This is a genomic window from Synergistaceae bacterium (genome assembly GCA_017450125.1).
GTDB lineage: Bacteria > Synergistota > Synergistia > Synergistales > Aminobacteriaceae > JAFUXM01.
In genome coordinates this window covers 21,785-45,109 of the sequence record JAFSWZ010000009.1, presented here as the reverse complement: position 1 = coordinate 45,109, position 23,325 = coordinate 21,785, and the positions used below count along the sequence as shown (strand labels likewise).

Sequence of the window (23,325 nt, the reverse complement as noted above, 5' to 3'; positions counted from 1 at the left end):
TTTCCCTCGTGGAGGAATCGGACAATGGCATACATGGTAATGTTCACAATGTCGACGTTTTTTGCTTACTGGGCATCCCGCGCAAAGAACAGGGATGTCATGATCTTCTTTTCCGTGATAAGCATCATGATTCCATGCGTGATGGGCGGGCTTCGCGCGTATGGAGTAGGTAACGATACTGTAACTTACGCGTTCCCGCACTTTAAGAAGGCTCTCAACGCCAGTACCTTCTGGGGCTTCGTCGCTGGGGATAACAAGCTCTCCCGAGAACTCGGCTGGTCATTCATTACCTACGCATCAACGAAACTGTTCAGATCCCTCAACGTGAACTTCTTCATCTACCAGCTCATCACCATCACGTGCGTCTACATCGGAGCGTACAGGCACAGAAAATATGCTCCGTTCCCGTTCATCCTGCTGCTGTTCTTCCTAGTGTATTACAACCAGACGTACAACTTCATGCGGCAGTGCATAGCTTCGTCAATCATCTTCATGGTCCTCCCTGACCTGGAGCACAGACGCTACAAACGCTTCATCATCTGCGTTGTTATAGCCTCGATGTTTCACACGTCGGCACTGATAGCGTTGATCTATTTTCTGGGGTTTCACTGGCTCATAACCACGAAGATGCCCGACCGCCTCAGGAACATATCCCTGTACGGAATCCTTCTGGGGATTTTTACGGCAAAGTACATGATAGCTTTCATTACGACCACGATACCGTTATTGTCTGTCTATCAAGGCTTTGAGCGTTATGTCGACATAGGCAGCTACGCAACATCAGGGCTCGTCTTCGGCAGTCTCTTGATGTTCTCGATCTACAAGCACGGAGCTCAATGCGTATTCGGGGACGAGGTGTACAGGTTCTACACGTACAATCTTGCCTTCAACCTGCTGTACAGGCTGATGGTCAGCATTTCCGCGACACGTCTGCTGTTTTACTTCAGCTTCGCTAACGTTATGCTTGTTGCCTCCATACCGTCCATAGTACGGGAAAAGAGCATGAAGGCTCTTTACTGCATCATCGTAGTCTTCGTGTCGCTGGTATACTGGTACACCGTGTATGTTATAAGAGTGCAATTTAACGGGACATTGCCGTACAGATCCATAATCTTTTAGCACGATACACTGACAGAAGGAGGACTCACACACTTGCAGGACCTTGTCTTCACCCAGCGGAAACGCTTCGGCGAAATCTTGCGCGAATACGACCTCGTCAGCCAAGACCAGCTTGATGCCGCCCTCAAGATTCAGCTGACTTCCGACAAACGCTTGGGCGAAATCCTCGTCTCCATCAACGCCATGACACCGACCCAAGTCGCCGAGACTCTGGCCGTACAGCTCGAGCTTCAGTTCATCTCCCTTGACCGCTACCAGGCTCAGGACGACGCAATCAAGCTCATTCCCAAGCACGTCGCCGAACGCCTGAAGGTTATTCCCCTCTCTCTCGATGACGACGGCACTCTCCTGATCGCCATGTCCGACCCCCTCGACCTACCGGCTCAGGACGAAGTCAGGCTTCTGACAGGCCACGACCTCCGCATAGCAACTTCCGGCAGCGACGACATCCTGCGAAACCTCTCGCGCCTCTACGACTTCAGCACAAACCTCGCAAGCGCACTCACCGACGTTGACATTCAGGGCGACGTGTACACTCCCCTGTCCGCAACAACCGCAACCGCCAGCCCCGACGACGCTCCGTTGATCGAACTCGTCAACGACATGATCTCTCAGGCAGTCCGCGAAGGAGCGTCGGACATCCACGTAGAAGCATACGAGCAGATGAGCAGAATACGTTACCGTGTTGACGGCCAGCTCTACATTCACTTTGAGTACCCTGCAAGCCTTCACCCGACGGTCATATCACGTATCAAGATCATGAGCGGAATGGACATCGCTGAGAAGCGCAGGCCTCAGGACGGACGAATCCTCACCACGATTGACGGACGGCACATAGACTTGCGCGTAAGCTCCCTGCCCACAATGAGCGGCGAAAAAATAGTCATGCGTATCCTCGACAGAGATCACTCTTTTGTTGAGCTAGAACAGCTGGGCTTTGAGGATGACGACATGGCACAGATCGAGAAATTCTGCACAATGCCGTGGGGCATCCTCCTCGCAACAGGCCCGACAGGAAGCGGCAAGTCCACAACCCTCTACTCAATGCTGAGGAGAATCAGCCATCCCGACATTAATATCATCACCGTAGAAGACCCCGTAGAGTTCTACATTCCCGGCATAAATCAGGTCAACGTCAACGAGAAAGCCGGACTGACCTTCGACAGCGCATTACGCTCGATATTGCGCCAAGACCCGGACAAGATCATGATCGGAGAGATACGCGACACCAACACCGCACAGATCGCAATACGTTCGGCATTGACGGGGCACTTTGTACTGTCGACGCTCCACACAAACGACGCACCCAGCGCGGCAACGCGAATCATTGACATGGGAGTTCAGCCCTTCCTTCTGTCGGCTTCGCTTGCGGGGATAATCGCGCAGAGGCTCGTCCGCTGCCTTTGCCCTAACTGCAGGGAAGAATACTCTGTCGACGAAGCAACCTGCGAGAAGCTCGGCCTTCCTGAAGGGAGCACAGCTTTCCGTGCGGTAGGCTGCCAGCACTGCAGGAACGGCTACAGAGGCAGGCGCGGAATCTATGAGCTTATGGTGCTCAACGACAACTTGCGCGAGATGATTCTCAAGGGAGCTGACGACATGGAGCTCCGCGAGGCAGCAATCAACAACGGCATGAAGACACTGCGCAGAGCAGGGATAAACGCAGCTCTTCAGGGCTACACATCACTAGAGGAAGTACTTACAGCTACATTATAGGAGGAAGATTCATGCACAAGTTCCACACAACCGACCAGGACAATAACCTCGAGACACTAATCAGGCTGGCGATAAGTTCCGGCGCAAGCGACATTCACCTGAGCTCAGGACACCGCGCGGCACTCAGGGTTCACGGCGAACTGAACTACATCGACGAGACGGGAATCTTTTCGCGCGAAGCACTCAGGGACTTTGCGCACTCAATCCTAGATGAGAGCCAGTGGGAACGCTTCAACGAGACCGGCGACCTCGACTTTGCCTACACGTTCGACAAGCAGAGGTTCAGGGGCAGCCTCTACCGCGAAATGAACGGCGTGGGCTTCACCTTCAGGCTCGTTCCGTCGGAGATCCGCTCGCTCGATGAACTTGGCCTCCCCGAAGTCCTCAAGACCATGTCCGCAAAGCACAGAGGCTTGTTCCTAGCGACAGGACCGACCGGGCACGGCAAGAGCTCAACCCTCGCGGCAATAATCGGCGAGATTAACCAGCAGAGGAAGGCACACATCGTTACTATCGAGGACCCGATAGAGTACATCCACACTCCGGCCAAGTCAGTGATTCATCAGCGTGAAGTCGGGCACGACACGGAGAATTTCGCGTCGGGCATCAGGCACGTCTTGAGGCAGGACCCGGACGTGATAATGATCGGAGAAATGCGCGACCTCGAGACCATCAGCGCGGCAATCACTGCGGCAGAGACAGGACACCTGGTATTCGGCACACTGCACACACAGGATGCCTCACAGTCAATCGAACGCATCGTTGACGTTTTTCCGCCGCACCAGCAGAACCAAATTCGCCTTCAGCTTGCGTATACGTTGCTGGGGATATGTTCTCAGCAGCTCATCCCAACGTCGGACGTAAAGGGAAGGGTCTGCGCAACCGAGATTCTTATCATGACCCCCGCAATTCGAGCGAGCATAAGAGAAGGCAAGACCAGCAGCATCCGCAACGCACTCATGACCGGCCTTGCTCAGGGAATGCACACGATGGAGCAGGATCTGGTGAGGCTGTTCAGGGAAGGCAGGATCTCGCGGGCAACCGCTAAGGACTTCGCGTACGACCAGCCGGAACTTGAGCGAATGCTATCGTCGGGTATGTAGCATTATGGTTTGCAATAAGCAGAATAACGTGTACAATGGACAATGAATCCTAAAGTTTAGCGAGGAGGCGGAGCAATGAACTTCAGGTATCGTGCCAGGACTGCTGACGGCCAGATCATCGAGGGTTATGCCGAAGCTGATGACCAGAAGTCAGCCCTCAAGACGCTGAGAGAGCGCGGAATGATAGTAATCAGCCTCAACGCACACGGTTCATTGACCGGCTCGGACAAGAAGAAGACGGGCGGCGGAGGCCTGAAGTCAATCCTCAGCATGGACTTGGGAGCAATCTTCAGCAGCGGCAAAGTTCCGCTGAAGAACCTGATGGTGTTCTTCCGCCAGCTTGCGACGATGGAGAATGCGGGGCTTGCACTGTCGAGCGCGATAAACATCATCTCCGAGTCCGAGAAGAATTACTCGTTGCGCAAGGCACTTCAGGACATCAAGAACATGCTTGACAGAGGAATGCCGCTCAGCCAGGCAATGAGCAGACAGAAGGCATTTAACGCATTGCTTGTGTCCCTAGTGGAGGCAGGAGAGGAAGGCGGAATGCTCGGTGATGCTCTGGAACAGTCGGCGATACTCCTCGAGAAGCAGGAGGCACTGAGGGCGAAGATTCGTAGCGCGTTGTTCTATCCTGCGTTCGTGATGACGTTCGCGGTGGTGATTCTGGTGTTCTTCTTCATGTTCCTCGTGCCGAAGTTCAAGGAGGTCTTCGCGACGCTGAACATCGAGCTTCCCGCGATAACGACGGCGATGTTCAACGCTGGGGACTGGTTCGGGCAGTACTGGTACGTGATAGCTCTCGTAACGATAGGTATTGTTCTGGGCTGGCAGGCACTGAGCAGGAACAAGGCAACCCGTCCCTTCATGGACAAGCTGAAGCTGAAGATTCCTGTGTTGAAGGACTTGCTGCTGAAGTCCGCGATGGCACGTTCAAGCCGTACGCTGTCGGCTCTGACGAGCTCTGGTGTACCCATCGTGAGAGGGCTCGAGATGGCGGAAGGGACTGCGGGCAACGAGGCGGTTCGCGAGGGCTACCAGCATCTGAGGACGGGAGTCATGAGGGGAATATCGCTCGGCGAGGCCTCAAAGCAGGCGGGGATTTTCCCGGTACTTGTGTCGCAGATGATGAGGATCGGCGAAGAGACGGGACACCTCGACACGATGCTCGAGCGTGTTGCGGTGTGGTATGACCAGGAGCTGGACGAGCAGGTGAAGGCAACGACATCACTGCTTGAACCGATGATGATAGTGTTTGTTGGCGGAATAATTGCTATAATAGCGATCTCAATATTTGCGCCGATAACATCATCGATAGTCCAGCTGTCGTAGGAAAAGTAAGTATTTTTGCCCCCCCCCCCCATTAGGTAATTTACGTAATATAATGGGGTGGCTGTGGAGGAGGAATGTACATCACAAACTACACGCGCTTGTGGGCTGTAAGATGGAAACACTCTGTACAAACATTAAGGAGGAACAAACAATGAAGAGTATTAAGCGTAAGGGTTTCACCCTTGTGGAGCTGCTGATTGTCATCGTGGTAATCGGCATTCTGGCGGCAATGATGATGCTGTCGAGCACTGAGGCAGTGAGTTCAGCGCGCGCGAACAACATCATCAGCAACCTGCGCAACCTGAAGACTGCGGCGACGGCAATGTACGTCGACAGGCTGGACTCTGCTGGTGCTATGACAGACGGTCTCGTAGCTTCCAATGCAACAACAGCGACAGGTTCGTTCGACCTCGTGCTGAGCTATCTCAATACCGGTGGTAACGACAAGACGAGCTACAGAGGGTACGGCATCAAGAAGTGCAACAACAATGAATGGTACGTGTACTGCGAGGTCTCCGACACAAACGTGAAGAAGAAACTTGCTGCGCGCGCCGCGTCTGTAGGTCTTTGCGGCGATACTGCAACGAACACCCTGAAGTCTTCGGATGTCTATGTCGCTGAGAGTCATGCAGGTATGTTTGTGGTCAAGCCCTAGTCGCGACATTGCACGGAAGTCCAGCTGAACTTCTGAAGGCCTCAGCCGGAGGAGTCAGCTGGTAAAGAACGATTTTCCCCGTCTCCAGCTCCAAAATGGGGACGGGGTTTTTTTACGAAAGGAGGAAACATGAGGTGAAGAGATTTATGCGCAAAGGTTTCACGCTGGTAGAGATTCTCATAGTGATTGCAGTGATAGGCATTCTCGCGTCAATGATTATGCTGTCGAGTTCTGAGTCCGTCTCCAGCGCGAACGCCAATAACATCATCAGCAACCTCGTAAACTGGAAGCAGGCGGCGTTGATGTACTACACGGACAGCCTCGATGTCTTCAACAACCCAGCGAAGGCCAGCCTTGCCGGGAACGAGCCGAAGAGTGCTGACGTGATAAGATACCTCGCCAACAACAAGGTAACGGATAACTTTGAAGGGTACGACATCGAGCGTGCAACAAGCAGCTTCCCTTACGAGTGGTACGTGAAATACACCGGCGGCTACCTTGCTGACCCTGCGGTGAAGCAGAAGCTGGCGGCAAGAGCATCATCCGTAGGCCTGAAGTCTACATCAGATTCAACGAAGACGAATGATGTCTACAAGGATCAGAACACCGTGTACCTGCGGGTGCGGTAAGGCCGGTGCGATGAGCGTTTTTGTGCGGAAAGGCTTCACGCTGGTTGAGGTTCTCATAGTGATTACTGTGATGGGCATCCTCGCGTCAATGATGATGCTCTCAAGCTCAGAGTCCGTTTCCAGCGCGAACGCCAGCAACATCATCACCAACCTCATGAGCTGGAAGCAGGCGGCACTGATGCTCTACACGGACAGTCTGGACGTCTTCGGGAACAAGACGAAAGCACTCGCGAATCCTGGCAAGCCCGTTAGTGCGGATGTCGTAAGATACTTGTCTGCCAGCCAGAGAAGGGAAAACCTTGAAGGTTATGACATAGACCCTGTATCCGGGACTTTCCCCTGCGAATGGTATGTGAAATACACGGGAGGTATGCTCTCTGATTCAGCGGTTAGGCAGAAGCTGGCGAGCCGTGCTGGAGCTTCTGGGCTTCAGAGAGGCAAGGGCAAAGACGGGGATGCTGCCCTGCCGTATAACGGCGGTACTGACGGTGTGTGGTTCAGGGTACGCTAGAGCCGTTGCGGCAGAAGTTTTAGGAGGAGGAAGAACAATGAAGAGTATTAAGCGGAAAGGTTTCACGCTTGTGGAATTGTTGATCGTAATTGTGGTGATAGGTATTCTTGCGGCGATGATGATGCTGTCCAGCACGGAAGCTGTGAGTTCGGCGAGGGCAAATGACATAATCAGCAACCTTCGCAACCTGAAGACAGCTACTCTTGCGTGGTACGCGGACAACATAGACAAAGTTAACAGCAACGGAGAAGTACTCAAAGCGGACGGCAAATACGGCAAGTTTGGACAGGACGATGTAGTAACGATAATGGATATCCTGCCATATCTCGGCAACACAGGGCTTGAGAAAGGCGACAAGTCTCTCAACTCTCAGCAACGAGGTGCTAAGGACAGCTCGGGAGGGTTGTACGCTCTTGATTATGCCAATAACGGTAAACAGTGGTACGTAGTGTACCAGATGCCCAATGACAACGACACGCGGGTGAAGGAGAAGCTGGCATCGCGTGCAAAGTCCATAGGTCTTCTGTATTCTCAGCCGGGTACGGCTAACCGCGGCGACTATTCGGCTTCTGCTACAGGTTCTAGGTATCCTGCAATGCTCGTTCTGGACTTGGAGCAGTAACATTCGGATCGTTGCGCTCTTCCTTCTCGTCAGGGAGGGCGTTTTTTTGTGCTTTCATGCAGTATAATTTTCTGTGCACAGACTCTCACAGGAGGGGTAATCCATGCAGGAACGCAGAGACTGGGTGTTCCTGCACCGTCAAGCTTGGACACAATACACTTGAACGCGGGCGAAATAGTCTCTATGATAGAGGCAGATACAGAACTATATAACGGAGCGTGATAACATGGCAATAATTCAGGTAGTGCAGTGGGACGACAGCATCAACACCAACGACATCCTCGCGTGGCGTTACGTCGACAAGAAGAACCCCGCCAAGAGCGACGAGCTCGGCAACTGGACGCAGTTAGTGGTGCGCGAAGCACAGGAAGCAATACTCTTCACTGACGGTCAGGCTCTCGACCTCTTCGGCGCAGGAAGGCACACCCTCTCGACGAACAACATCCCTCTTCTCGGAGGACTGCTCAAGCTCGCGACCGGCCGTGAGAGCCCCTTCAAGGCAGCTGTCTGGTTCATCAACAAAGCCAGCCTCCTCGACATCAAGTGGGGAACTCCGACACCGATTCTCCTCAGAGACCCGGAGTACCAGATACCGATTTACGTGCGGGCATACGGACAGTTTGGCATCAGGGTAGACGACAGCCGGAAGTTCGTCCTGAAACTCGCGGGCAACAAGTCCAGCCTCACCCGCGCGGACGTTGAGGCGTACTTCAAGGGGCTGATACTCTCTCGCATGGGCGACATGATCTCAACGTACATTGCACAGAAGAAGGTCAACATCTTCGAGATAAGCGCGTACCTCGAGGACATGTCCAATGAAGCAGTCGGGAAGATACGCGCGGAGTTCCAGGAGTTCGGGATTGAGCCGCTAAATTTCTACTTCGGCTCGGTGAACGTTGTTGACGACGACGAAGGCATCAAGAAACTCAAGGCGGCAATGGCGGAACGTGCGACGATGAACGTCATGGGCTACAACTACCAGCAGAAGCGTTCGTTCGACGTAATGGAGAGCGCGGCCAAGAACGAGGGCGGAGCAGGACTTCTCGGCGCAGGCGTAGGTCTCGGTGCGGGCATGGGAATGGGAGGAGCTTTCGGGCAGATGGCCTCGCAGATGGGGCAGTACATCAACCCTCAGGGCACGCCCCAGCCACAGCCGCAAGCACAGCCGACACCTCCGATCCCGCAGAACCCGAGCAACACCGTGTGTCCGTCATGCGGGCAGGCAGTACCGGCAGGCGCAAAGTTCTGCATGAACTGCGGGGCAAAGATGGCGGCGGTCTGTCCGAACTGCGGAAGCCAGCTGATTCCGGGCGCAAAGTTCTGCATGAACTGCGGACATCAGCTCTAATTTTCTCGAAAGGGTGAAGTATTATCATGGGTAAGTTTTTCAGCAAACTCCGTCAGGTATTCAACATCTTCCTTCTCTCGGCACTCATCGCGGCGGTCGCGGCACTCTTCATCTACTTCCTCACGACTCCTGAGCAGCGCGGTACTACCTTCTGGATCTCCGTCGCGTTCTTGGGAGTTGCGTTCGTGCTCCAGACCCTGCAGGCTATGGGCATCGCGTGGCGCAGCAACGGCGGCAAGAATATCCCCGTAGGCTTCAGCAAGCTCATTCTGGGGTTCGTGTACTTCCTGTTCGTCATCGTTATGGCCGTCGGGAACGCACTTTATCCCTTCACCACAGTCAAATACCTGCTGATTCACGTCGCCGGACTGGCGGTGTTCCTTGTGCCTATGGTGCTGATGAACATGGCGGAGCTGAAGCTCTCTGACGCTACGACCCGCCAGCAGGCAGAGGGACGCGAGCACCTCGCTCACTTGGCCGCAAAAGTAGGCTACATCGCCGACGACCTCAAGGCCTCTGACGCTGCGGCACAGATAATCTCTCAGGTCATGAGGTTCTCGGAGTCTATACTCTACTCTGACCCGACACCGGCAGGCAGAAAGATCGAGCGCGCTCTTGAGGAGGCTGTAGAGGCTCTCGAGGACGCGGCTAAGGGTAAGGACACTGCGGAAGTTCAGCGTGCCTGCACTTTGGCGGAACGTGCCCTCAGGGAACGCAACGAGGCAGTACTTCACGCGAAATAGCACGCATAAATAAATCCCCTCCCGAGCAAGGAGGGGACACTCTTATATCTTCGGAGCTAGATACCTCATCGCTATCATACGGTTCACGCACGCCTGAAGGTACAGCGGCCCGAACAGCACGAGCATCATTCCCGACGGAGCGACAGTCGCCACAGCAACACTCCTCTCCATGAAGCCGGACGCGTATTCCTGAAGCATCCCCCTCACAGAGAACGCAAGATATATCGACGCGACGAACACGATACCTGACGCGTAGTTGAAGAGTTCCTGCCCCGCAGCATTACCGCCGCCCGGCAAGAGAATCATTGCGCACCACGCCAGACCCAGTATCCCCGCACACCATGCCGGAAACTTCTTCGATGTCCCCAGCGCGTTGAGAGACTGTATTCTTGTCGCGTACCAGTAAGCTGCATACCCTCCGATAGTTATTATCTGCAGGAAAACTGCAAACGCCACAGAGACATGCTTCATCTTCGGCAGATTGTCCAGTGCCTGACGGCGGGCGGCCTCTTCCTCCTGCCTCCTGTGTTCCTCGAGCATACGTTCACCGTAAGGCGTTCGTGTCCCGCAGTACTCGCAGACTTCATCCTGAGCATCGATCGGTGCTCCGCATTTCGTACAGTTCATGATTGCTCCCCCTTACAAGAATACCCCAGCAGGTCAATCCGCCGGGGCATCGATGGTCTGTGTTCGTGCTACTCTGCCGCTAACTTCCTGAGCTCCTCGACGCGTGCCTTCTGCGCCTCAACCTGAGCTTCAAGGTACGCAAGCTGCTCCTCTTCGGCCTTCAGCATCGCCTTAGCCTGCTCGGAGAACTTCGCTGATACTGCCTTGAGTGTCTCGAAATCTTCCTTAAGGCTCGCGAAATCGGACAGGCCTCCCTGCTCGATCCTGGCCAGCCTCTGCTCTATCCCTGCTACGTCGGTCTTTACGCCGTCGAGCTTGGGCGTGAACTTGTTCTGCATAACCGTCCACATGATGTTCAGCAGGAGAATTGCGACGATTACTCCGATGATTATCTGTTTCTTCCTGTCTGCGGGTTTCGGGGTGTTATTTGCGCTCATTCGTCAAAACCTCCGTTCACATAACAAAAAGAGGCCCGTTAATGCCTGAGCCTCTGCAATTTTCACCTGTGCTACTTGACCTCGACTTCTGCTCCGGCCTCAGCCAGCTTCTTCTGGAGCTCCTCTGCCTCTTCCTTCGACACGCCTTCCTTGATGTTCTTCGGCGGGTTGTCAACAAGCTCCTTCGCTTCCTTCAGGCCGAGCCCGGTGATCTCGCGGACTACCTTAATGACACCGATCTTGTTCGCGCCGGGCCCCTTGTAGACCACGTCGAACTCTGTCTTCTCCTCAGCTGCGGCGGCGGGTGCTGCTGCGCCGGGCATTGCTGCCATCATCATGGGGGCGGCTGATGCGCTCACTCCGAACTTCTCCTCGAGAGCCTTCACGAGTTCCGAAAGCTCAAGCACTGACATTGTCTCGATAGCCTGGATGATTTCTTCTTTGGTCATAATAATTTTTCCTCCGTAAAATTGTAATGTTCGACAGCCAAAAAACTACGCGGCTGTTCCTTCTTCCTTCTTTGCGCGTATCTGGTCGAGGCAGGTAACGAAATTCCGCATCGTACCAGCAAGAACGTTGACCAGCCCCGATAACGGTGCGGCGATTGTCCTGACAACCTGTCCGCGCATGACTTCCTTCGGCGGGAGATCCGCGAGTGCCATCAGCTGTGCAAGGTCAAGCTGCTGCGTCTCGAGAAGTCCTCCCTTGAGGATAAAGGCCTTCTGCGTCTTGTCGTTCGCGTACTCCTTGAGCACCTTAGCGACTGCTACTGGGTCGTCATAGCACAGCGCAAAGATGTTGGGCCCCTTCATCATGCTCTCGGGAAGTGCCTCGAGGCCTGCTTCCTTCATGGCGATCGCAAACAGCGTGTTCTTCGCAACCTTGAGCTCACCGCCTGCCTCGCGTACCTTGTGGCGGAGCATTGTGCTCTGCTCTACCGTCATTCCGCGATACTCGCCTACGAATACTGCTTTTGTCCTCGACAGCTTCTCTCTGAGACCGTCTACTAACTCATACTTGATTTGTGCCGGCATTCTTTGTGTTCACCTCCTTAAGTCCGCAAAAAAGCTCCCCCATTATACATCACAGGAGGAGCGTTATTCTCTATTCAGTAACTCTCTCTCCTCGACAGGATGATTAAGCATTTCTGCCCCTGTTGTCTGCGGATTGCGGGAAAAATTTTTACAGTGCTAATTCTTTCTGTGCCAGCGCGGGGTCTACTGCAATTCCGGGCCCCATCGTCGGCGCGATGGCTATGCTTCTGACGTACGTGCCTTTGACCGATGCGGGACGTGCGCGGTAGATAGCCTGAAGCAGTGCCTTGACGTTGTCGTACAGGTCATCAACGCTGAAATCACGCCTTCCTGCGGCGTTGTGGGTGATGCCCGTCTTGTCCGCACGGAACTCCACACGTCCGGCCTTGATCTCCTTGACCGCGCTGGCGAGCTCGAACGTTACTGTCCCTGTCTTTGCGCTGGGCATCAGTCCGCGGGGCCCGAGAACTTTTCCCAGACGGCCGACTGACTTCATCATATCCGGCGTGGCTATAACCGCGTCGAAGTCCATGAACCCGCCCTGAATCTGCTGGACGATGTCGTCTCCGCCCACGATGTCTGCTCCGGCATCCTGTGCTTCCTTGATCTTCTCGCCCTGCGTGATGACGAGCACCTTCTTGGTTACGCCCGTCCCGTGCGGAAGGCTCACCGTGCTCCTGACCTGCTGGTCGGCGTGGCGCGGGTCTATCCCCAGCCTCACGTGGACTTCTATGCTCTCGTTGAACTTGGCCGTCGCTATGGTCTTGAACAGCTCCACAGCTTCGCGGAGACCGTACAGCTTTCCGGCTTCTACTTTCTCTGCGGCTTCACGGTATCTCTTGCTTCTCTTCATGTCTGCCTCCTGCGGTAATCGCGAGTAAGTTACTCTCCCGCAATTGTTCTTAGTCGACGACTTCAAGCCCCATTGAACGGGCTGTGCCTTCGATCATCCTCATTGCGCCTTCCACGTCGTTGGCGTTGAGATCCTTCATCTTCATTTCGGCGATCTCCTTCACCTTCGCGCGCGCAATCTTGCCTACCTTCGTCTTGTTGGGCACGCCTGAGCCGGACTCTATGCCCGCCGCCTTCTTCAGCAGTACCGCCGCAGGAGGAGTCTTCAGCTCGAACGTGAAGCTCCTGTCCGCGTAGACCGTAATCACTGCAGGGATAATCAGCCCCGCCTGATCCTGAGTTTTGGCGTTGAACTGCTTGCAGAACTCCATGATGTTCACGCCGTGCTGTCCGAGTGCCGGACCTACAGGGGGCGCGGGAGTTGCCTTTCCGGCAGGAAGCTGCAGCTTTATCTGCCCTACTACCTTCTTAGCCATGATAAAAATTTTTCCTTTCTGTATCTACGTGCTACTTCCTCAGATTTTCTCTAAGGACTTGTAGTCGGTCTCTACTTCTGCTCCGCCCAGCATCTCCGTGCGGAACTTCACCTTGCCCCTCTTCGCGTCTATCTGCACGACCGGCCCGGTGTAACCCTTCATGTTGCCGTCTTCGGTTACCCTCACCACGTCGCCGATCTTCAGGTCTATCTGGACTTTGGGGTCTTCCTTGCTGCTCTTCATGCCAGACATTACGCGGTCGACTTCCTCCTGAGACAGAGGAATAGGATACGTTCCTGCACCGACGAAACCCGTTACGCCTTCGGTGTGGCGGACTGCGTACCATGACTGAGCATCAAAGATCATCTCTACCATCACATAGCTGGGGTAAAGCTTGCGGGTAACCTCGCGGCTCTTGCCATCCTTGATCTCAATGTGAGTCTCTGTAGGTATAAGAACGTCGAAGATCTTATCCTGCATCTTCATCGCTTTGATGCGCTGACGCAGATCGGCTTCTACTCTCTTCTCGTAGCCTGCGTAGGTCTGTACGACGTACCAGCGGCGTTCTTCCGGCATATTAACCTAAGAGCGTGCGGAACAGCCACGCAAGAACGAAGTCTATCAGCCCCAGATACAGCGACACACAAAGCGTGAACACTATCACGATTATTGTCCAGTACCATATCTGGCGGCGCGTCGGCCAAGTTACTTTCTTGAGCTCGGCTTTGGCTTCACGGATGAAGTCTTTAAGCGCGGCCAGCTTGGTCTTTTTCTCTGCGGTTGTCTTTGCCATTATATTGGTGTCCTCATAAAGAAATGGCAGGCCCGGCAGGACTCGAACCTGCAGCCCCCGGTTTTGGAGACCAGTGCTCTGCCAATTGAGCCACGGACCTGCGTCAAAAATTAACGGGCTAAATTCTACAACAGGCCTCTTGTTTTAGCAACCTGCTACTTCGACTCTTTGTGTACCGTAGGGGCGTTGCACCACCTGCAGTATTTCTTGAGCTCGAGTTTCTTGGCCTGCTTCTTCTTGTTGACGGTCGTGGTGTAATTGCGCCTCTTGCACTGTGTGCACGTAAGTCCGATGATGTCTGCCATGCAAAATTATTCCTTTCGTCGTTGAGTGTGAAAACGGGGAGTATTGTAGCACAGTATTCCAATGAGCGCGGAGGTGATTATCATGCTGTAGAATAGTACAAATTTTCTCAGAAGGTGTATAACGAGTTGGAACACAGAAAAATTCTCGACTACTTCATGATTGACGGCCTTCCCGGCGGGAATCAGGACGACCTCGTCGAGTGGGACATGAACAAGGGCGGCTGCGGAGCTGTTACGGCGTGCGATGTCTGCATGTACTTGGCGGGGAAGCACGACAGATTCCGTAGGCTTTACCCGTTTGACCCTTCCAGCATTTCGCGCGCGGACTTCCTGAACTTCTCCTCGATGATGAAGCCGTACCTTTACCCGCGCTATCACGGGATAGACTTCCTCGAGACGTACATCTGCGGCTTCTCCGACTACCTCGCCAGCGTGAAATGTTCCTCGCTGGTTCTCGAGGGACTTTCCGGGAGCGTGAGTTATGAGGTGTTCGCTGAGGCAGTAACCAGCCAGATAGACAGGGGGTTTCCCGTGTCGTACCTCATGCTGATGCACCAAGACCCCGCGCTCGACGACTTCAACTGGCACTGGTTCAACCTCGCGGGTTACGAGGACAGAGGCGGCGAACTCCGCGTGATGACGGTAACTTACGGGGAGTTCTTGTGGTTCGGCCTCCGCAACATGTGGGACACAGGGCACAGGCGCAAGGGCGGAATAATCCGAATCTTTGAGCGTGTGTGATATGATTTGAGCCATACAGAGACAGAAAGGAGCAATCAATCTGCATGAACGGAAGCAGTTCGCACCGCCCGCCGAACGGACAGGGCAGAAATTTCCGCATAGACCCGGACGAGATATTGTTCATGAGCCAGCAGAGGCCGAGACAGCAGACAAAACCGCAAGCATCCCCTAAACCATCACAGCCGCAGCAGAGAAAGCCGGTCAAACCGCGCAAGAAGAAGAAAGGCATCTCCGTCCTGAAGCTGATAATGATGTCGCTTCTGTTAGTTGTGCTTCTAGCGACGGGAGCACTCAGCGCAGGAGTAGCATGGTACGTCGTCAAGATCTCCGAAGACCTGCCGAGTATGCTCGAGCTCGCCAACCCCAAGAACAGCCTCCCGTCAATCCTCTACGACAGGAACGGCGAGGTCATAGCGCGTCTCTTCATTGAGAACAGGACACCGAAAGACTTGGCCGAAATCTCTCCTCATCTTGTGCGTGCAGTGCTCGCGGCAGAGGACTCTGCGTTCTACCAACACGGAGGCATACGCATCGGCTCGATAATGCGCGCACTGTGGACTGACGTTGTCGAGGGCGGGAAGGTTCAGGGTGCAAGCACGATAACACAGCAGCTGGCACGCAACCTGTTCCTGTCCCACGAAAAGAGCGTAACGAGGAAGGCGAAAGAAATCATCATCGCGATGAGGCTGGAGAAACTTTTCCCGAAGGACAAGATTCTGGAGCTCTACCTCAACACGATAAACTTCGGGCACGGAGCATGGGGAGCAGAGACAGCCGCACACACATACTTCGACAAGTCAGCACGAGATCTGGACTTGGCGGAGTCGGCGGCACTTGCGGGATTAATCGCCAACCCGGGACGCTACAACCCCATCTCCAGCGAGAGCAACAACAAGGCACGCCGGAATTACGTACTGTCGCGAATGGAGACGCTGGGGTGGATTACGGCTGAGCAGAGGCAGGAGGCTTATGACGAGGAACTCGTCCTCAACACCAAGCCCGCCAACAAGATAGAGGAGTTCAACCGCGCGCCGTATTTCGTGTCGCACCTGCTGTTCAATGACTTGCTCCCAAAGTACGGGAAGGATGAGGTCTACAGCGGAGGAATGCAGATATACACAACTCTTGACGTTAATCTTCAGGACAAAGCCCGTGAGTGCATTCAGGGGCTCAACAAGAACGTGATGGGAGCACTTGTCTGCATAGAGGCAGATACGGGAGAGGTTCTCGCGCTCGTCGGGGGAAAGGACTTCAAGGAGAGCAAGTTCAACCGTGCTACGCAGGCAGTCCGTCAGCCTGGCTCGAGCTTCAAGCCGATAGTTTACGCCGCCGCAATCGAAGAAGACGTAATGCCCAGTGACCACTTCCTTGACGCGCCGATAACCTTCAAGAAGAAGGGGGCGGGCAACAAGGGCTGGTCTCCCCACAACTCCAGCAACGGTTACGCGGGAGAAGTTACGCTACAGCGCGCGCTCGTGCAGTCATACAACACCGTTGCAGTCAGGGTAGCGGCATACATCGGGACGGACGCTATCGTTCAGATGGCACGCAACATGGGCATTGAGACCAAGTACCTGCCGAATGATTTGTCTGTTGCGCTGGGTTCAGCGAGCCTTACTCCGCTGGAAATGGCTGTGGCGTTCAACTGCTTCAACAACGGCGGCAAGAGGATAGTCCCGCAGATGATACGCGAGATTAAGGACAGGGACGGCAACATCCTCGAGCACAGAGACACTGCGAGTTCGCAGGCACTCCGTCCCGAGACAGCGTACGCGATACGTTCGATGCTTCAGGACGCGGTGAGATCCGGCACGGGCAAGCCCGCCGCAATCAAGAACGTCAACGTTTTCGGCAAGACTGGAACGTCAAACGACTTCATTGATGCGTGGTTCTGCGGAGGAGTCCCGGGACTGACTACGGCGGTATACGTTGGCCGTGATGACCACAAGTCGATGGGCAAACGTGCTTTCGGCGGAACGATGGCCGCGCCGGTGTGGAGGAAGTTCATGCAGTACGCAGTGCAGGAGATGAAGACTCCCGCGAACTTCGCGCCTCCTCCGTCGTGGGTTGAAGTCGACAAGGTGTCTATCTGCAGGGCTTCGGGCTACCGCGCAAGGGGAGGCTGTCAGAGTGTGCCGCTGTTCTTCCCGAAGGGCAAATCACCTACTGCGTCATGCCCTATTCACGGCGGGAGCTACAAGGCGGCGGACAGTGACCCGAGAGGCCCGAGACTGTTCCTCGTTGAGCAGGATGACACGTACTATGCGAACATGCAGAGGAAGGAACGCGAGGCTTCGGCCAAGAAGGAGGCACAGAGGCAGGAGCGTGAAGCACAGGCGGCACAGCAGGTTACTGCGCAGGAGACACGCGCGGCGATTCCCAGACCGAACCCGCCTGCACCTAAGAGGCAGGAGCCCAAGATGAACGAGGTCGAACAGCGTTACCAGCAGCTGCTGAGGCAATACGGACTGAATTAGTTGGTATCAACGCTTGACAATATATATATATATATATAAACTGGGTGAGTTTTATCCCAACCAACAAAGGAGTTATCATCATGAAGACAAAGCGTTTAGCGGTGTTGTGGCTGGCTCTGGTGCTGGTCGTTCTTGCGTGTGCGTCGGCGTATGCTCTCAACGGCGAAAAGGTGCTCAGGCTGAAGCAGGTTGTCGTCCCCTCTCCGAACGAGCCGGGCAGCGTACAGAAGATGACGCAGGTAATAGCTGACCACAAAATCAACCTCAACGGCGTAACAATCAGGAACGACACACATGCTCTGTTCATGGCGGACGACGCTGAAGCAACGGCGGCTGTCCTGAAAGAGGCGGGATTCGCCCCGACAATCGAGGACGTGCTTGCGATTGAGATTCCTAACGTTCCCGGCGGCTTGAACTCGGTGCTCAAGGTTTTTGCTGAGGCGGGCGTGAACATCGATCATCTGTACATGTTCGATCAGAACGGCAATGAAGTCTACTTCATCTTCAACATCACTGACATCGAGAAGGCAGTATCTGTTCTGAAGGAAGCCGGAGCAGAGATAAAGTAGCCGCAGAATCTTGACGAGCATCCCTCCTGAGCAATCGGGGGGGATTTTTTCTGCTATAATCTCAGCAATACCACTCACAATAATCACACACACAAAATTTTTCGAGGGAGGAAGTTCTTAATGGCACTATTCGCACAGGACAAGAATCTTGCTATGGAGCTCGTACGTTCTGCAGAAGCCGCCGTAATGGCCTCCGGCCGCTGGTTCGGGCTCGGCAACAAGAACGAGGTTGACCGCGCCGCCGTTGAGGCAATGCGCTACGTTCTTCACGGTGTTGCGATGAAGGGAGTCGTAGTCATCGGCGAGGGCGAGAAGGATGAAGCACCGATGCTCTTCAACGGCGAGGAAGTAGGGACGGGTGATGGCCCTGAAGTTGACATCGCGGTTGACCCCATCGACGGAACGCGTCTCGTCGCGCAGGGTCAGGACGGGGCAATCAGCGTAATAGCCGCCGCACCCAGAGGAACGATGTTCAGCCCGGACAACCTGTTCTACCTCAACAAAATAGTTACCGGCCCGGAAGCCGCAGGGTACATAGACATTCAAGCACCCGTAGAGTTCAACGTAAGGATAGTCGCGAAGGCTAAGGGCAAGAAGATCGAGGAAACCACAGTGGTAATGCTTGACCGTCCTCGCAACGGAGAGATTCTCGAACGCGTCCGTGCAATGGGAGCACGAGTTAGGCTCATCGGAGACGGCGACGTTGCTGGTGCACTGATGACGAGCCTTCCCGGCCACGAGTCGGCAGATATTCTTCTGGGCATCGGCGGGAGTCCTGAAGCCGTAATCACCGCGTGCGCAATGAAGTGCCTTGACGCTAATATGCAGTGCCAGCCCTATTTCCGCAACGACGAGGACGAAGCACGGGCGAAAGAACGCGGCCTCACGAAGGACACTGTCCTGACTATCGACGACCTCGTGAAGAGCGACAACGTGTTCTTTGCGGCGGCAGGAGGTTCTGACGGAGACCTGCTGAAGGGAGTGCACTATCACGGTGCTCACATCGAGACAAACTCCCTGTGCATGAGAAGCAGCTCCGGGACAATCCGCTTCATCTCTGCAACACACTCACAGAAGAAGCTCGAGGAGATGGGCGGAAACATCGCCTACGATCCGACCGTCAAAGAGGATCTCGGCCTGTAATGCACATCATCAGCGCACTCACAGCGTGGCTTGTCGACACAATCGGCAGGATGGGCTACACAGGGATAGTCTCCCTGATGTTCCTCGAATCATCGTTCTTCCCTTTTCCGAGTGAAGTGGTCATGCCTCCGGCGGGTTATCTCGCGTGGAAAGGTGAAATGTCCCTCTCTCTAGTCCTGCTCTCAGGAATCGCCGGCAGTCTCTTGGGCGCGCTGTTCAATTACTGGATAGCGGTAAAATTCGGCCGCCCGTTCCTGCTGAAGTGGGGAAAATACTTCTTCGTGTCCCCCGAGAGCGTCAACAAAGCCGATGAGTTCTTCCTCAAGCACGGGCACATCAGCACGCTCGTCGGGCGTTTGCTCCCCGTCATAAGGCAGTACATCTCGCTTCCTGCAGGGATAGCACGAATGCCCATGAAGACCTTTACCCTCTACACGTCGATAGGGGCAGGAGCGTGGGTTGTGGTGCTGACGTTCGCGGGGTATCTTCTCGGCGAGCATCAGGACTTGCTGAAGGAGTACCTTCACGTTATCACAATTGCGTGCGTCGGGCTGGCTGTGCTGATTGCGGGAGGGTACGTGCTCTTCCTGCGGATGAAGAAGAAGCCATGAGCGGGATTCTCGGCGTAACTCTCAAGGGAATTGAGGGGCTGTCGGTTGAAGTCGAGGTTGAGATAACCGGCGGGCTGTTCACGATAAATATTGTGGGGATGCCTGATGTTGCGGTTCGCGAGTCGAAGGAGCGCGTGAGGGCGGCTCTGCGTTCTCTTGGCCTGAACCTCAAGGGCAGAATCTCCGTCAACCTTGCGCCCGCTGACATCCCGAAAGAAGGCGCGCTTCTGGATTTGCCGATAGCACTCGGAATGATGCAGGCCACCGGCCACCTCAAAGACGCACCCAAAGCGTTATACATGGGTGAACTTGCGCTGGACGGACGGCTTCGGAGGGTGAGGGGTGCAGTACCTGCGGCGTTCCTTGCGCGCGAGATGGGTATCCCGCTGTACGTTCCGGGCGGAAACGCTGAAGAAGTCGCGCTGGTTCAGGGAGTTGAAGCGTACTGCGCTGACAGCCTCAGCGAACTGTTCATGATGCTGTCTGGCGAGGAGAAGCCGCGTCCTGTTCCTCCGGCGTTCGTGCCTGATGTGCCAGAAAACGCTGATCCTGACTTCTCGGACATCAAGGGGCAGATTGCCGCCCGACGTGCCGCAGAGATCGCCGCCGCAGGACATCACAACCTCCTTCTTGTGGGGTCGCCGGGAAGCGGAAAGACACTCATTGCCCGCGCAATCGCAGGGATTCTCCCGCCCCTCACCGATGATGAACTCGTCGAGACGCTGTTAATCCGCAGTACTCTCGGAGACGACAGCAAGCCCACGAGAGAGCGTCCGTTCAGAACCGTACACTTCACCGCGAGCACCGTGTCAGTCTGCGGAGGAGGAAGCGACCTTAGGCCGGGAGAAGTTTCGCGGGCTCACAGGGGAGTGCTGTTCCTCGACGAGTATACGGAGTTCCGCAGAGACCTCACGGAGAGCCTCAGAGCACCGATTGAGGACGGGTTCATCACGGTCAGCAGGGCAGCAGGAAGCGTGGTTTACCCGTCGCGCGTGCTGTTGGTCTTGGCCGCTAACCCCTGTGCGTGCGGTTACGCCGGAGATCCCGTAACTCCCTGCAAGTGCACCGCCGGAGACCTCGAACGCTACAAGCGGAAACTTTCCGGGCCCATCATGGACAGGATAGACCTGCAGATTCACGTCCCGAAGCTCACGCCCGACGAGCTGTTATCCTTCACCGACAAGGACAACCCTCCCGAGTCCAGCGCGTCAATCCGCAAGCGCGTAATCAGTGCAAGGAAGATTCAGCAGGACAGGTGGCGTGAGTACGGTTACACGTGCAACGCAGAGATTCCCGAGAAGCTGGTGAAGAGATGCCTGATCCTGCAGGATGCAGAACGCGACTACCTTGCTCTTATGGCGGCCAAGCTCAACCTTTCCGGGCGCGGAATGAGCAGGGTGCTAAAGGTCTCGCGTACTATTGCGGACTTGTCCGGCGATGAACGCATCGGGAAGAAGCATCTGGCTGAAGCATTGATGTACCGTCAGGGTTACGGCAGAGGGTAAAAGAAAAGCTCCCCCGTGAAGGAGAGCTTCTGCTGGTGCTAATAGTCGTCGTCGTCATCATCGCGCTGTCTTCTGGTCTTGCGGAGTTCGTTGATATGTTCGGTGAGGAATGCCCAGAACACACCGAGCAACATGCCTCCAAGCCCTCCGGCAAGGGTTATCGTTGCACGCTTGGGCTTGTACTTGTAGTCCGGCGGTGTCGCAGGGTCAACGATCTGTATCGTCGAAATGTCGCTGGCTTCGCTGAGACGCGCGCTCTCGTACTGCCTCATCATCAGCTCGTACTTCGCCGTTGCGAACTGCAGATTCCTCATGTAACGCTGATACTCTATCCCGAGCTCAGGCACCTGCCCGACTGAGGCCAAGAGGTCGCTGTTTGAGCTCCGTCCTTGCCTGCTCTGCTGTTCCTCGAGACTGCGGAGCTCCTTCGTCATGGCTTCAAGCTCCGACTGCAGCAGCTTCAGGCGCGGGTTGTCCTTGCGGGCGTAGCTGCTCAGGGTGGAAATCTCGACGTTCTTGGCCGCAATCCTGTTGCGCAGGCTGTTGATTGATGCAAGTATTGCGCCCGTCTGCGAACCAAGCTCGATGACACCGCTGTCCTGCTGGTACTTCATCATGTCAGCCTCCGCAGTGTTGAGCTCCTGCTGTGCCTGCAGTAACTGATTCTCGAAGAACTCGCGCTTCTGCTGTGCGTCCTTCACCGAAAGATCCTGCACCTTCTTCTGCAGCTCATAAACAAACGCGTTGGCGATGTCGGAGGCTCTCTGCGGGTCTTTGTTCAGGAAGGCCACGCTGATGATACCGCTCTTCGTGTCCTCGTTGACCTCGAGATTCTTGAGGGTTGCCGTCCGTGCATGAAGGCGAATCTCCTGCTCGTACTCCTCCATGAGGTTGAACTTGTCGATTATCGCATCAACAACCGTGTCTCCCTGAAGTATGCCGATCATCATCTGCCCGTTGGTCGCTGTGCTGGGAAGTCCTACGAGGCCGGCAAGTCCTCCGAGCTGTGCCATAAGTCCGCTGGCACCTCCGCTTCCGGAAGGAAGTATCCTGCACTCTCCCCTGTAGATGAACGGAGCAGTGAACGCGTAGAATGCCGCCGCTCCTCCGAACACCACAGTCAGGAAGATTATCAGCCCTTTCCTCCGCCACAATATAGTGAATATGTCGAGCAATGATAGTTCTTCTTCGTCGTTCATGTCATCATAAGGCATGAGCAAATCAATCCTTTCTGGTCAATTTTTTGCGCCTGATTATAACATTACTGCTGATACAGGACACGGATACACGCGTCGCTGAGTGCCTTGAGGCTCGACACCTGGCGTTCAAGCGGAAGCCCGGATGCCTCATACGCCAGCGGGAGCTCCGTACAGCCCATAGTTACCGGCACGTTACGTTCTCCCCAAAGCTCATTCACCACGTCGCGCATTGTCTCTCCTGCTGAAGCCATGTCTCCTGCCTTCACCAGACGTACGCAGTGCTGAATCTTCTCCTGCTGTGAAGGCGAAGGCTTCAGGAAGTGATAATGCATCTTCTCGGCGCACGCAGGGTAAATCAGGCTCTTCTGCGTCCCGTCAGTCGCAAGAAGCCACGAGCAGTTCCCCTGACTAAGTTCCTTCGCGGCCTCTACCGTCGCTTCAACGATGTGTATCAGCGGCACGGGAAGCTCGTCCCTGAACCTGTCGATGAAGTAGTGTGCTGTGTTGCACGGAACGGCCAAGACATCCGCGCCCCACTGTGCGAGCTGAAGAAGATTCTTCCTGATTACCGGCAGAGGGTCAGGGCCGAGACCCATGATGCCATTGCTGCGGTCGGGCGTTTCGGGGTCAGAGAGCATGATAATTTTCGGGTGCTGCGAGTCGTCCTTAGCCGGGCAGTCGCGCGCGAAGATTCGCAGGAACTCAGCACATGCCGCAGGTCCCATTCCGCCGAGTACTCCTAACGTCTGCATAATGATAACCTCCTTTGTGAATGCTT

27 protein-coding genes, 1 tRNA gene and 1 other annotated feature are annotated in these 23,325 nt (G+C 55.0%); of the genes, 16 read left to right on the top strand and 12 right to left on the bottom strand.

Annotated elements, in window-relative coordinates:
- Nucleotides 1-24 precede the first annotated feature (24 nt).
- From IJT02_00750 to IJT02_00705, 10 genes are all read left to right on the top strand, one after another.
- Nucleotides 25-1,119: an EpsG family protein gene (locus tag IJT02_00750; protein ID MBQ7543450.1), complete on the top strand. Its 1,095-nt coding sequence runs from the start codon at nucleotides 25-27 to the stop codon at nucleotides 1,117-1,119.
- A gap of 33 nt (nucleotides 1,120-1,152) precedes the next feature.
- A complete protein-coding gene (gene tadA / locus IJT02_00745; GenBank protein MBQ7543449.1) occupies nucleotides 1,153-2,835 on the top strand; it encodes a Flp pilus assembly complex ATPase component TadA in 1,683 nt (560 codons plus the stop codon).
- 11 nt (nucleotides 2,836-2,846) lie between these two features.
- Nucleotides 2,847-3,938, top strand: coding sequence for a type IV pilus twitching motility protein PilT (locus IJT02_00740; protein MBQ7543448.1), 1,092 nt, complete (start codon nucleotides 2,847-2,849; stop codon nucleotides 3,936-3,938).
- Nucleotides 3,939-4,013: 75 nt separating this feature from the next.
- Nucleotides 4,014-5,270 carry a type II secretion system F family protein gene (locus IJT02_00735; GenBank protein ID MBQ7543447.1) on the top strand — a complete coding sequence of 419 codons (1,257 nt, stop codon included), beginning with the start codon at nucleotides 4,014-4,016 and terminating at the stop codon, nucleotides 5,268-5,270.
- Between the two features lie 151 nt (nucleotides 5,271-5,421).
- Nucleotides 5,422-5,925 (top strand): type II secretion system protein, encoded by a 504-nt coding sequence (locus IJT02_00730; GenBank protein ID MBQ7543446.1) that lies wholly within the window; start codon nucleotides 5,422-5,424, stop codon nucleotides 5,923-5,925.
- 134 nt (nucleotides 5,926-6,059) lie between these two features.
- Nucleotides 6,060-6,554, top strand: a complete 495-nt coding sequence (locus tag IJT02_00725; GenBank protein MBQ7543445.1) for a type II secretion system protein — start codon at nucleotides 6,060-6,062, stop codon at nucleotides 6,552-6,554.
- Nucleotides 6,508-7,065, top strand: a complete 558-nt coding sequence (locus tag IJT02_00720; GenBank protein ID MBQ7543444.1) for a prepilin-type N-terminal cleavage/methylation domain-containing protein — start codon at nucleotides 6,508-6,510, stop codon at nucleotides 7,063-7,065. The genes IJT02_00725 and IJT02_00720 overlap by 47 nt, the downstream gene beginning before the upstream one ends.
- A 37-nt stretch (nucleotides 7,066-7,102) precedes the next feature.
- Nucleotides 7,103-7,687, top strand: a complete 585-nt coding sequence (locus IJT02_00715; GenBank protein MBQ7543443.1) for a type II secretion system protein — start codon at nucleotides 7,103-7,105, stop codon at nucleotides 7,685-7,687.
- Between the two features lie 226 nt (nucleotides 7,688-7,913).
- On the top strand, nucleotides 7,914-9,035 hold the full coding sequence (locus IJT02_00710; GenBank protein ID MBQ7543442.1) for an SPFH domain-containing protein: 1,122 nt from the start codon (nucleotides 7,914-7,916) through the stop codon (nucleotides 9,033-9,035).
- A 26-nt stretch (nucleotides 9,036-9,061) separates the two neighbouring features.
- The gene (locus IJT02_00705) at nucleotides 9,062-9,778 is read left to right on the top strand and encodes a hypothetical protein (protein ID MBQ7543441.1); all 717 of its coding nucleotides are present in this window, start codon (nucleotides 9,062-9,064) and stop codon (nucleotides 9,776-9,778) included.
- Nucleotides 9,779-9,820: 42 nt separating this feature from the next.
- Here the strand turns inward: IJT02_00705 and IJT02_00700 are convergent, their stop codons facing one another.
- From IJT02_00700 to rpmG, 10 genes are all read right to left on the bottom strand, one after another.
- Nucleotides 9,821-10,405, bottom strand: a complete 585-nt coding sequence (locus IJT02_00700; protein MBQ7543440.1) for a DUF4234 domain-containing protein — start codon at nucleotides 10,403-10,405, stop codon at nucleotides 9,821-9,823.
- 68 nt (nucleotides 10,406-10,473) lie between these two features.
- The gene (locus IJT02_00695) at nucleotides 10,474-10,842 is read right to left on the bottom strand and encodes a hypothetical protein (protein ID MBQ7543439.1); all 369 of its coding nucleotides are present in this window, start codon (nucleotides 10,840-10,842) and stop codon (nucleotides 10,474-10,476) included.
- 71 nt (nucleotides 10,843-10,913) lie between these two features.
- Nucleotides 10,914-11,291 (bottom strand): 50S ribosomal protein L7/L12, encoded by a 378-nt coding sequence (rplL, locus tag IJT02_00690; protein MBQ7543438.1) that lies wholly within the window; start codon nucleotides 11,289-11,291, stop codon nucleotides 10,914-10,916.
- 45 nt (nucleotides 11,292-11,336) lie between these two features.
- The gene (locus tag IJT02_00685) at nucleotides 11,337-11,876 is read right to left on the bottom strand and encodes a 50S ribosomal protein L10 (protein ID MBQ7543437.1); all 540 of its coding nucleotides are present in this window, start codon (nucleotides 11,874-11,876) and stop codon (nucleotides 11,337-11,339) included.
- Nucleotides 11,877-11,894: 18 nt separating this feature from the next.
- Nucleotides 11,895-12,026: a sequence feature (ribosomal protein L10 leader region), on the bottom strand.
- Nucleotides 12,025-12,729 carry a 50S ribosomal protein L1 gene (locus tag IJT02_00680; protein MBQ7543436.1) on the bottom strand — a complete coding sequence of 235 codons (705 nt, stop codon included), beginning with the start codon at nucleotides 12,727-12,729 and terminating at the stop codon, nucleotides 12,025-12,027. (Overlaps the previous feature by 2 nt.)
- 49 nt (nucleotides 12,730-12,778) lie before the next feature.
- Nucleotides 12,779-13,204: a 50S ribosomal protein L11 gene (gene rplK / locus IJT02_00675; GenBank protein ID MBQ7543435.1), complete on the bottom strand. Its 426-nt coding sequence runs from the start codon at nucleotides 13,202-13,204 to the stop codon at nucleotides 12,779-12,781.
- Nucleotides 13,205-13,243: 39 nt separating this feature from the next.
- Nucleotides 13,244-13,780, bottom strand: coding sequence for a transcription termination/antitermination factor NusG (nusG, locus tag IJT02_00670; protein ID MBQ7543434.1), 537 nt, complete (start codon nucleotides 13,778-13,780; stop codon nucleotides 13,244-13,246).
- Between the two features lies 1 nt (nucleotide 13,781).
- Complete coding sequence (gene secE, locus IJT02_00665; GenBank protein ID MBQ7543433.1) at nucleotides 13,782-13,997, bottom strand: preprotein translocase subunit SecE; 216 nt, start codon at nucleotides 13,995-13,997, stop codon at nucleotides 13,782-13,784.
- A 24-nt stretch (nucleotides 13,998-14,021) separates the two neighbouring features.
- Nucleotides 14,022-14,097, bottom strand: a tRNA-Trp gene (locus IJT02_00660).
- 55 nt (nucleotides 14,098-14,152) lie between these two features.
- Nucleotides 14,153-14,302: a 50S ribosomal protein L33 gene (gene rpmG / locus IJT02_00655; GenBank protein MBQ7543432.1), complete on the bottom strand. Its 150-nt coding sequence runs from the start codon at nucleotides 14,300-14,302 to the stop codon at nucleotides 14,153-14,155.
- Between the two features lie 126 nt (nucleotides 14,303-14,428).
- Between rpmG and IJT02_00650 the strand changes: the two genes are divergently transcribed.
- From IJT02_00650 to IJT02_00625, 6 genes are all read left to right on the top strand, one after another.
- Nucleotides 14,429-15,043, top strand: coding sequence for a hypothetical protein (locus IJT02_00650; protein MBQ7543431.1), 615 nt, complete (start codon nucleotides 14,429-14,431; stop codon nucleotides 15,041-15,043).
- 122 nt (nucleotides 15,044-15,165) lie between these two features.
- Nucleotides 15,166-17,520, top strand: coding sequence for a PBP1A family penicillin-binding protein (locus IJT02_00645; GenBank protein ID MBQ7543430.1), 2,355 nt, complete (start codon nucleotides 15,166-15,168; stop codon nucleotides 17,518-17,520).
- A gap of 80 nt (nucleotides 17,521-17,600) precedes the next feature.
- Nucleotides 17,601-18,089: an ACT domain-containing protein gene (locus IJT02_00640; protein ID MBQ7543429.1), complete on the top strand. Its 489-nt coding sequence runs from the start codon at nucleotides 17,601-17,603 to the stop codon at nucleotides 18,087-18,089.
- Nucleotides 18,090-18,209: 120 nt separating this feature from the next.
- Nucleotides 18,210-19,232, top strand: coding sequence for a class II fructose-bisphosphatase (glpX, locus tag IJT02_00635; protein MBQ7543428.1), 1,023 nt, complete (start codon nucleotides 18,210-18,212; stop codon nucleotides 19,230-19,232).
- A complete protein-coding gene (locus IJT02_00630; protein ID MBQ7543427.1) occupies nucleotides 19,232-19,843 on the top strand; it encodes a DedA family protein in 612 nt (203 codons plus the stop codon). Before glpX ends, IJT02_00630 begins: the two co-directional genes overlap by 1 nt.
- Nucleotides 19,840-21,348 carry a YifB family Mg chelatase-like AAA ATPase gene (locus tag IJT02_00625; GenBank protein MBQ7543426.1) on the top strand — a complete coding sequence of 503 codons (1,509 nt, stop codon included), beginning with the start codon at nucleotides 19,840-19,842 and terminating at the stop codon, nucleotides 21,346-21,348. The genes IJT02_00630 and IJT02_00625 overlap by 4 nt, the downstream gene beginning before the upstream one ends.
- A gap of 38 nt (nucleotides 21,349-21,386) precedes the next feature.
- Here the strand turns inward: IJT02_00625 and IJT02_00620 are convergent, their stop codons facing one another.
- Nucleotides 21,387-22,562 (bottom strand): hypothetical protein, encoded by a 1,176-nt coding sequence (locus IJT02_00620; GenBank protein ID MBQ7543425.1) that lies wholly within the window; start codon nucleotides 22,560-22,562, stop codon nucleotides 21,387-21,389.
- A 47-nt stretch (nucleotides 22,563-22,609) separates the two neighbouring features.
- Entirely contained in the window at nucleotides 22,610-23,299 is a 690-nt protein-coding gene (locus IJT02_00615) for an aspartate/glutamate racemase family protein (GenBank protein MBQ7543424.1), read from the bottom strand.
- Between the last annotated feature and the right edge of the window lie 26 nt (nucleotides 23,300-23,325).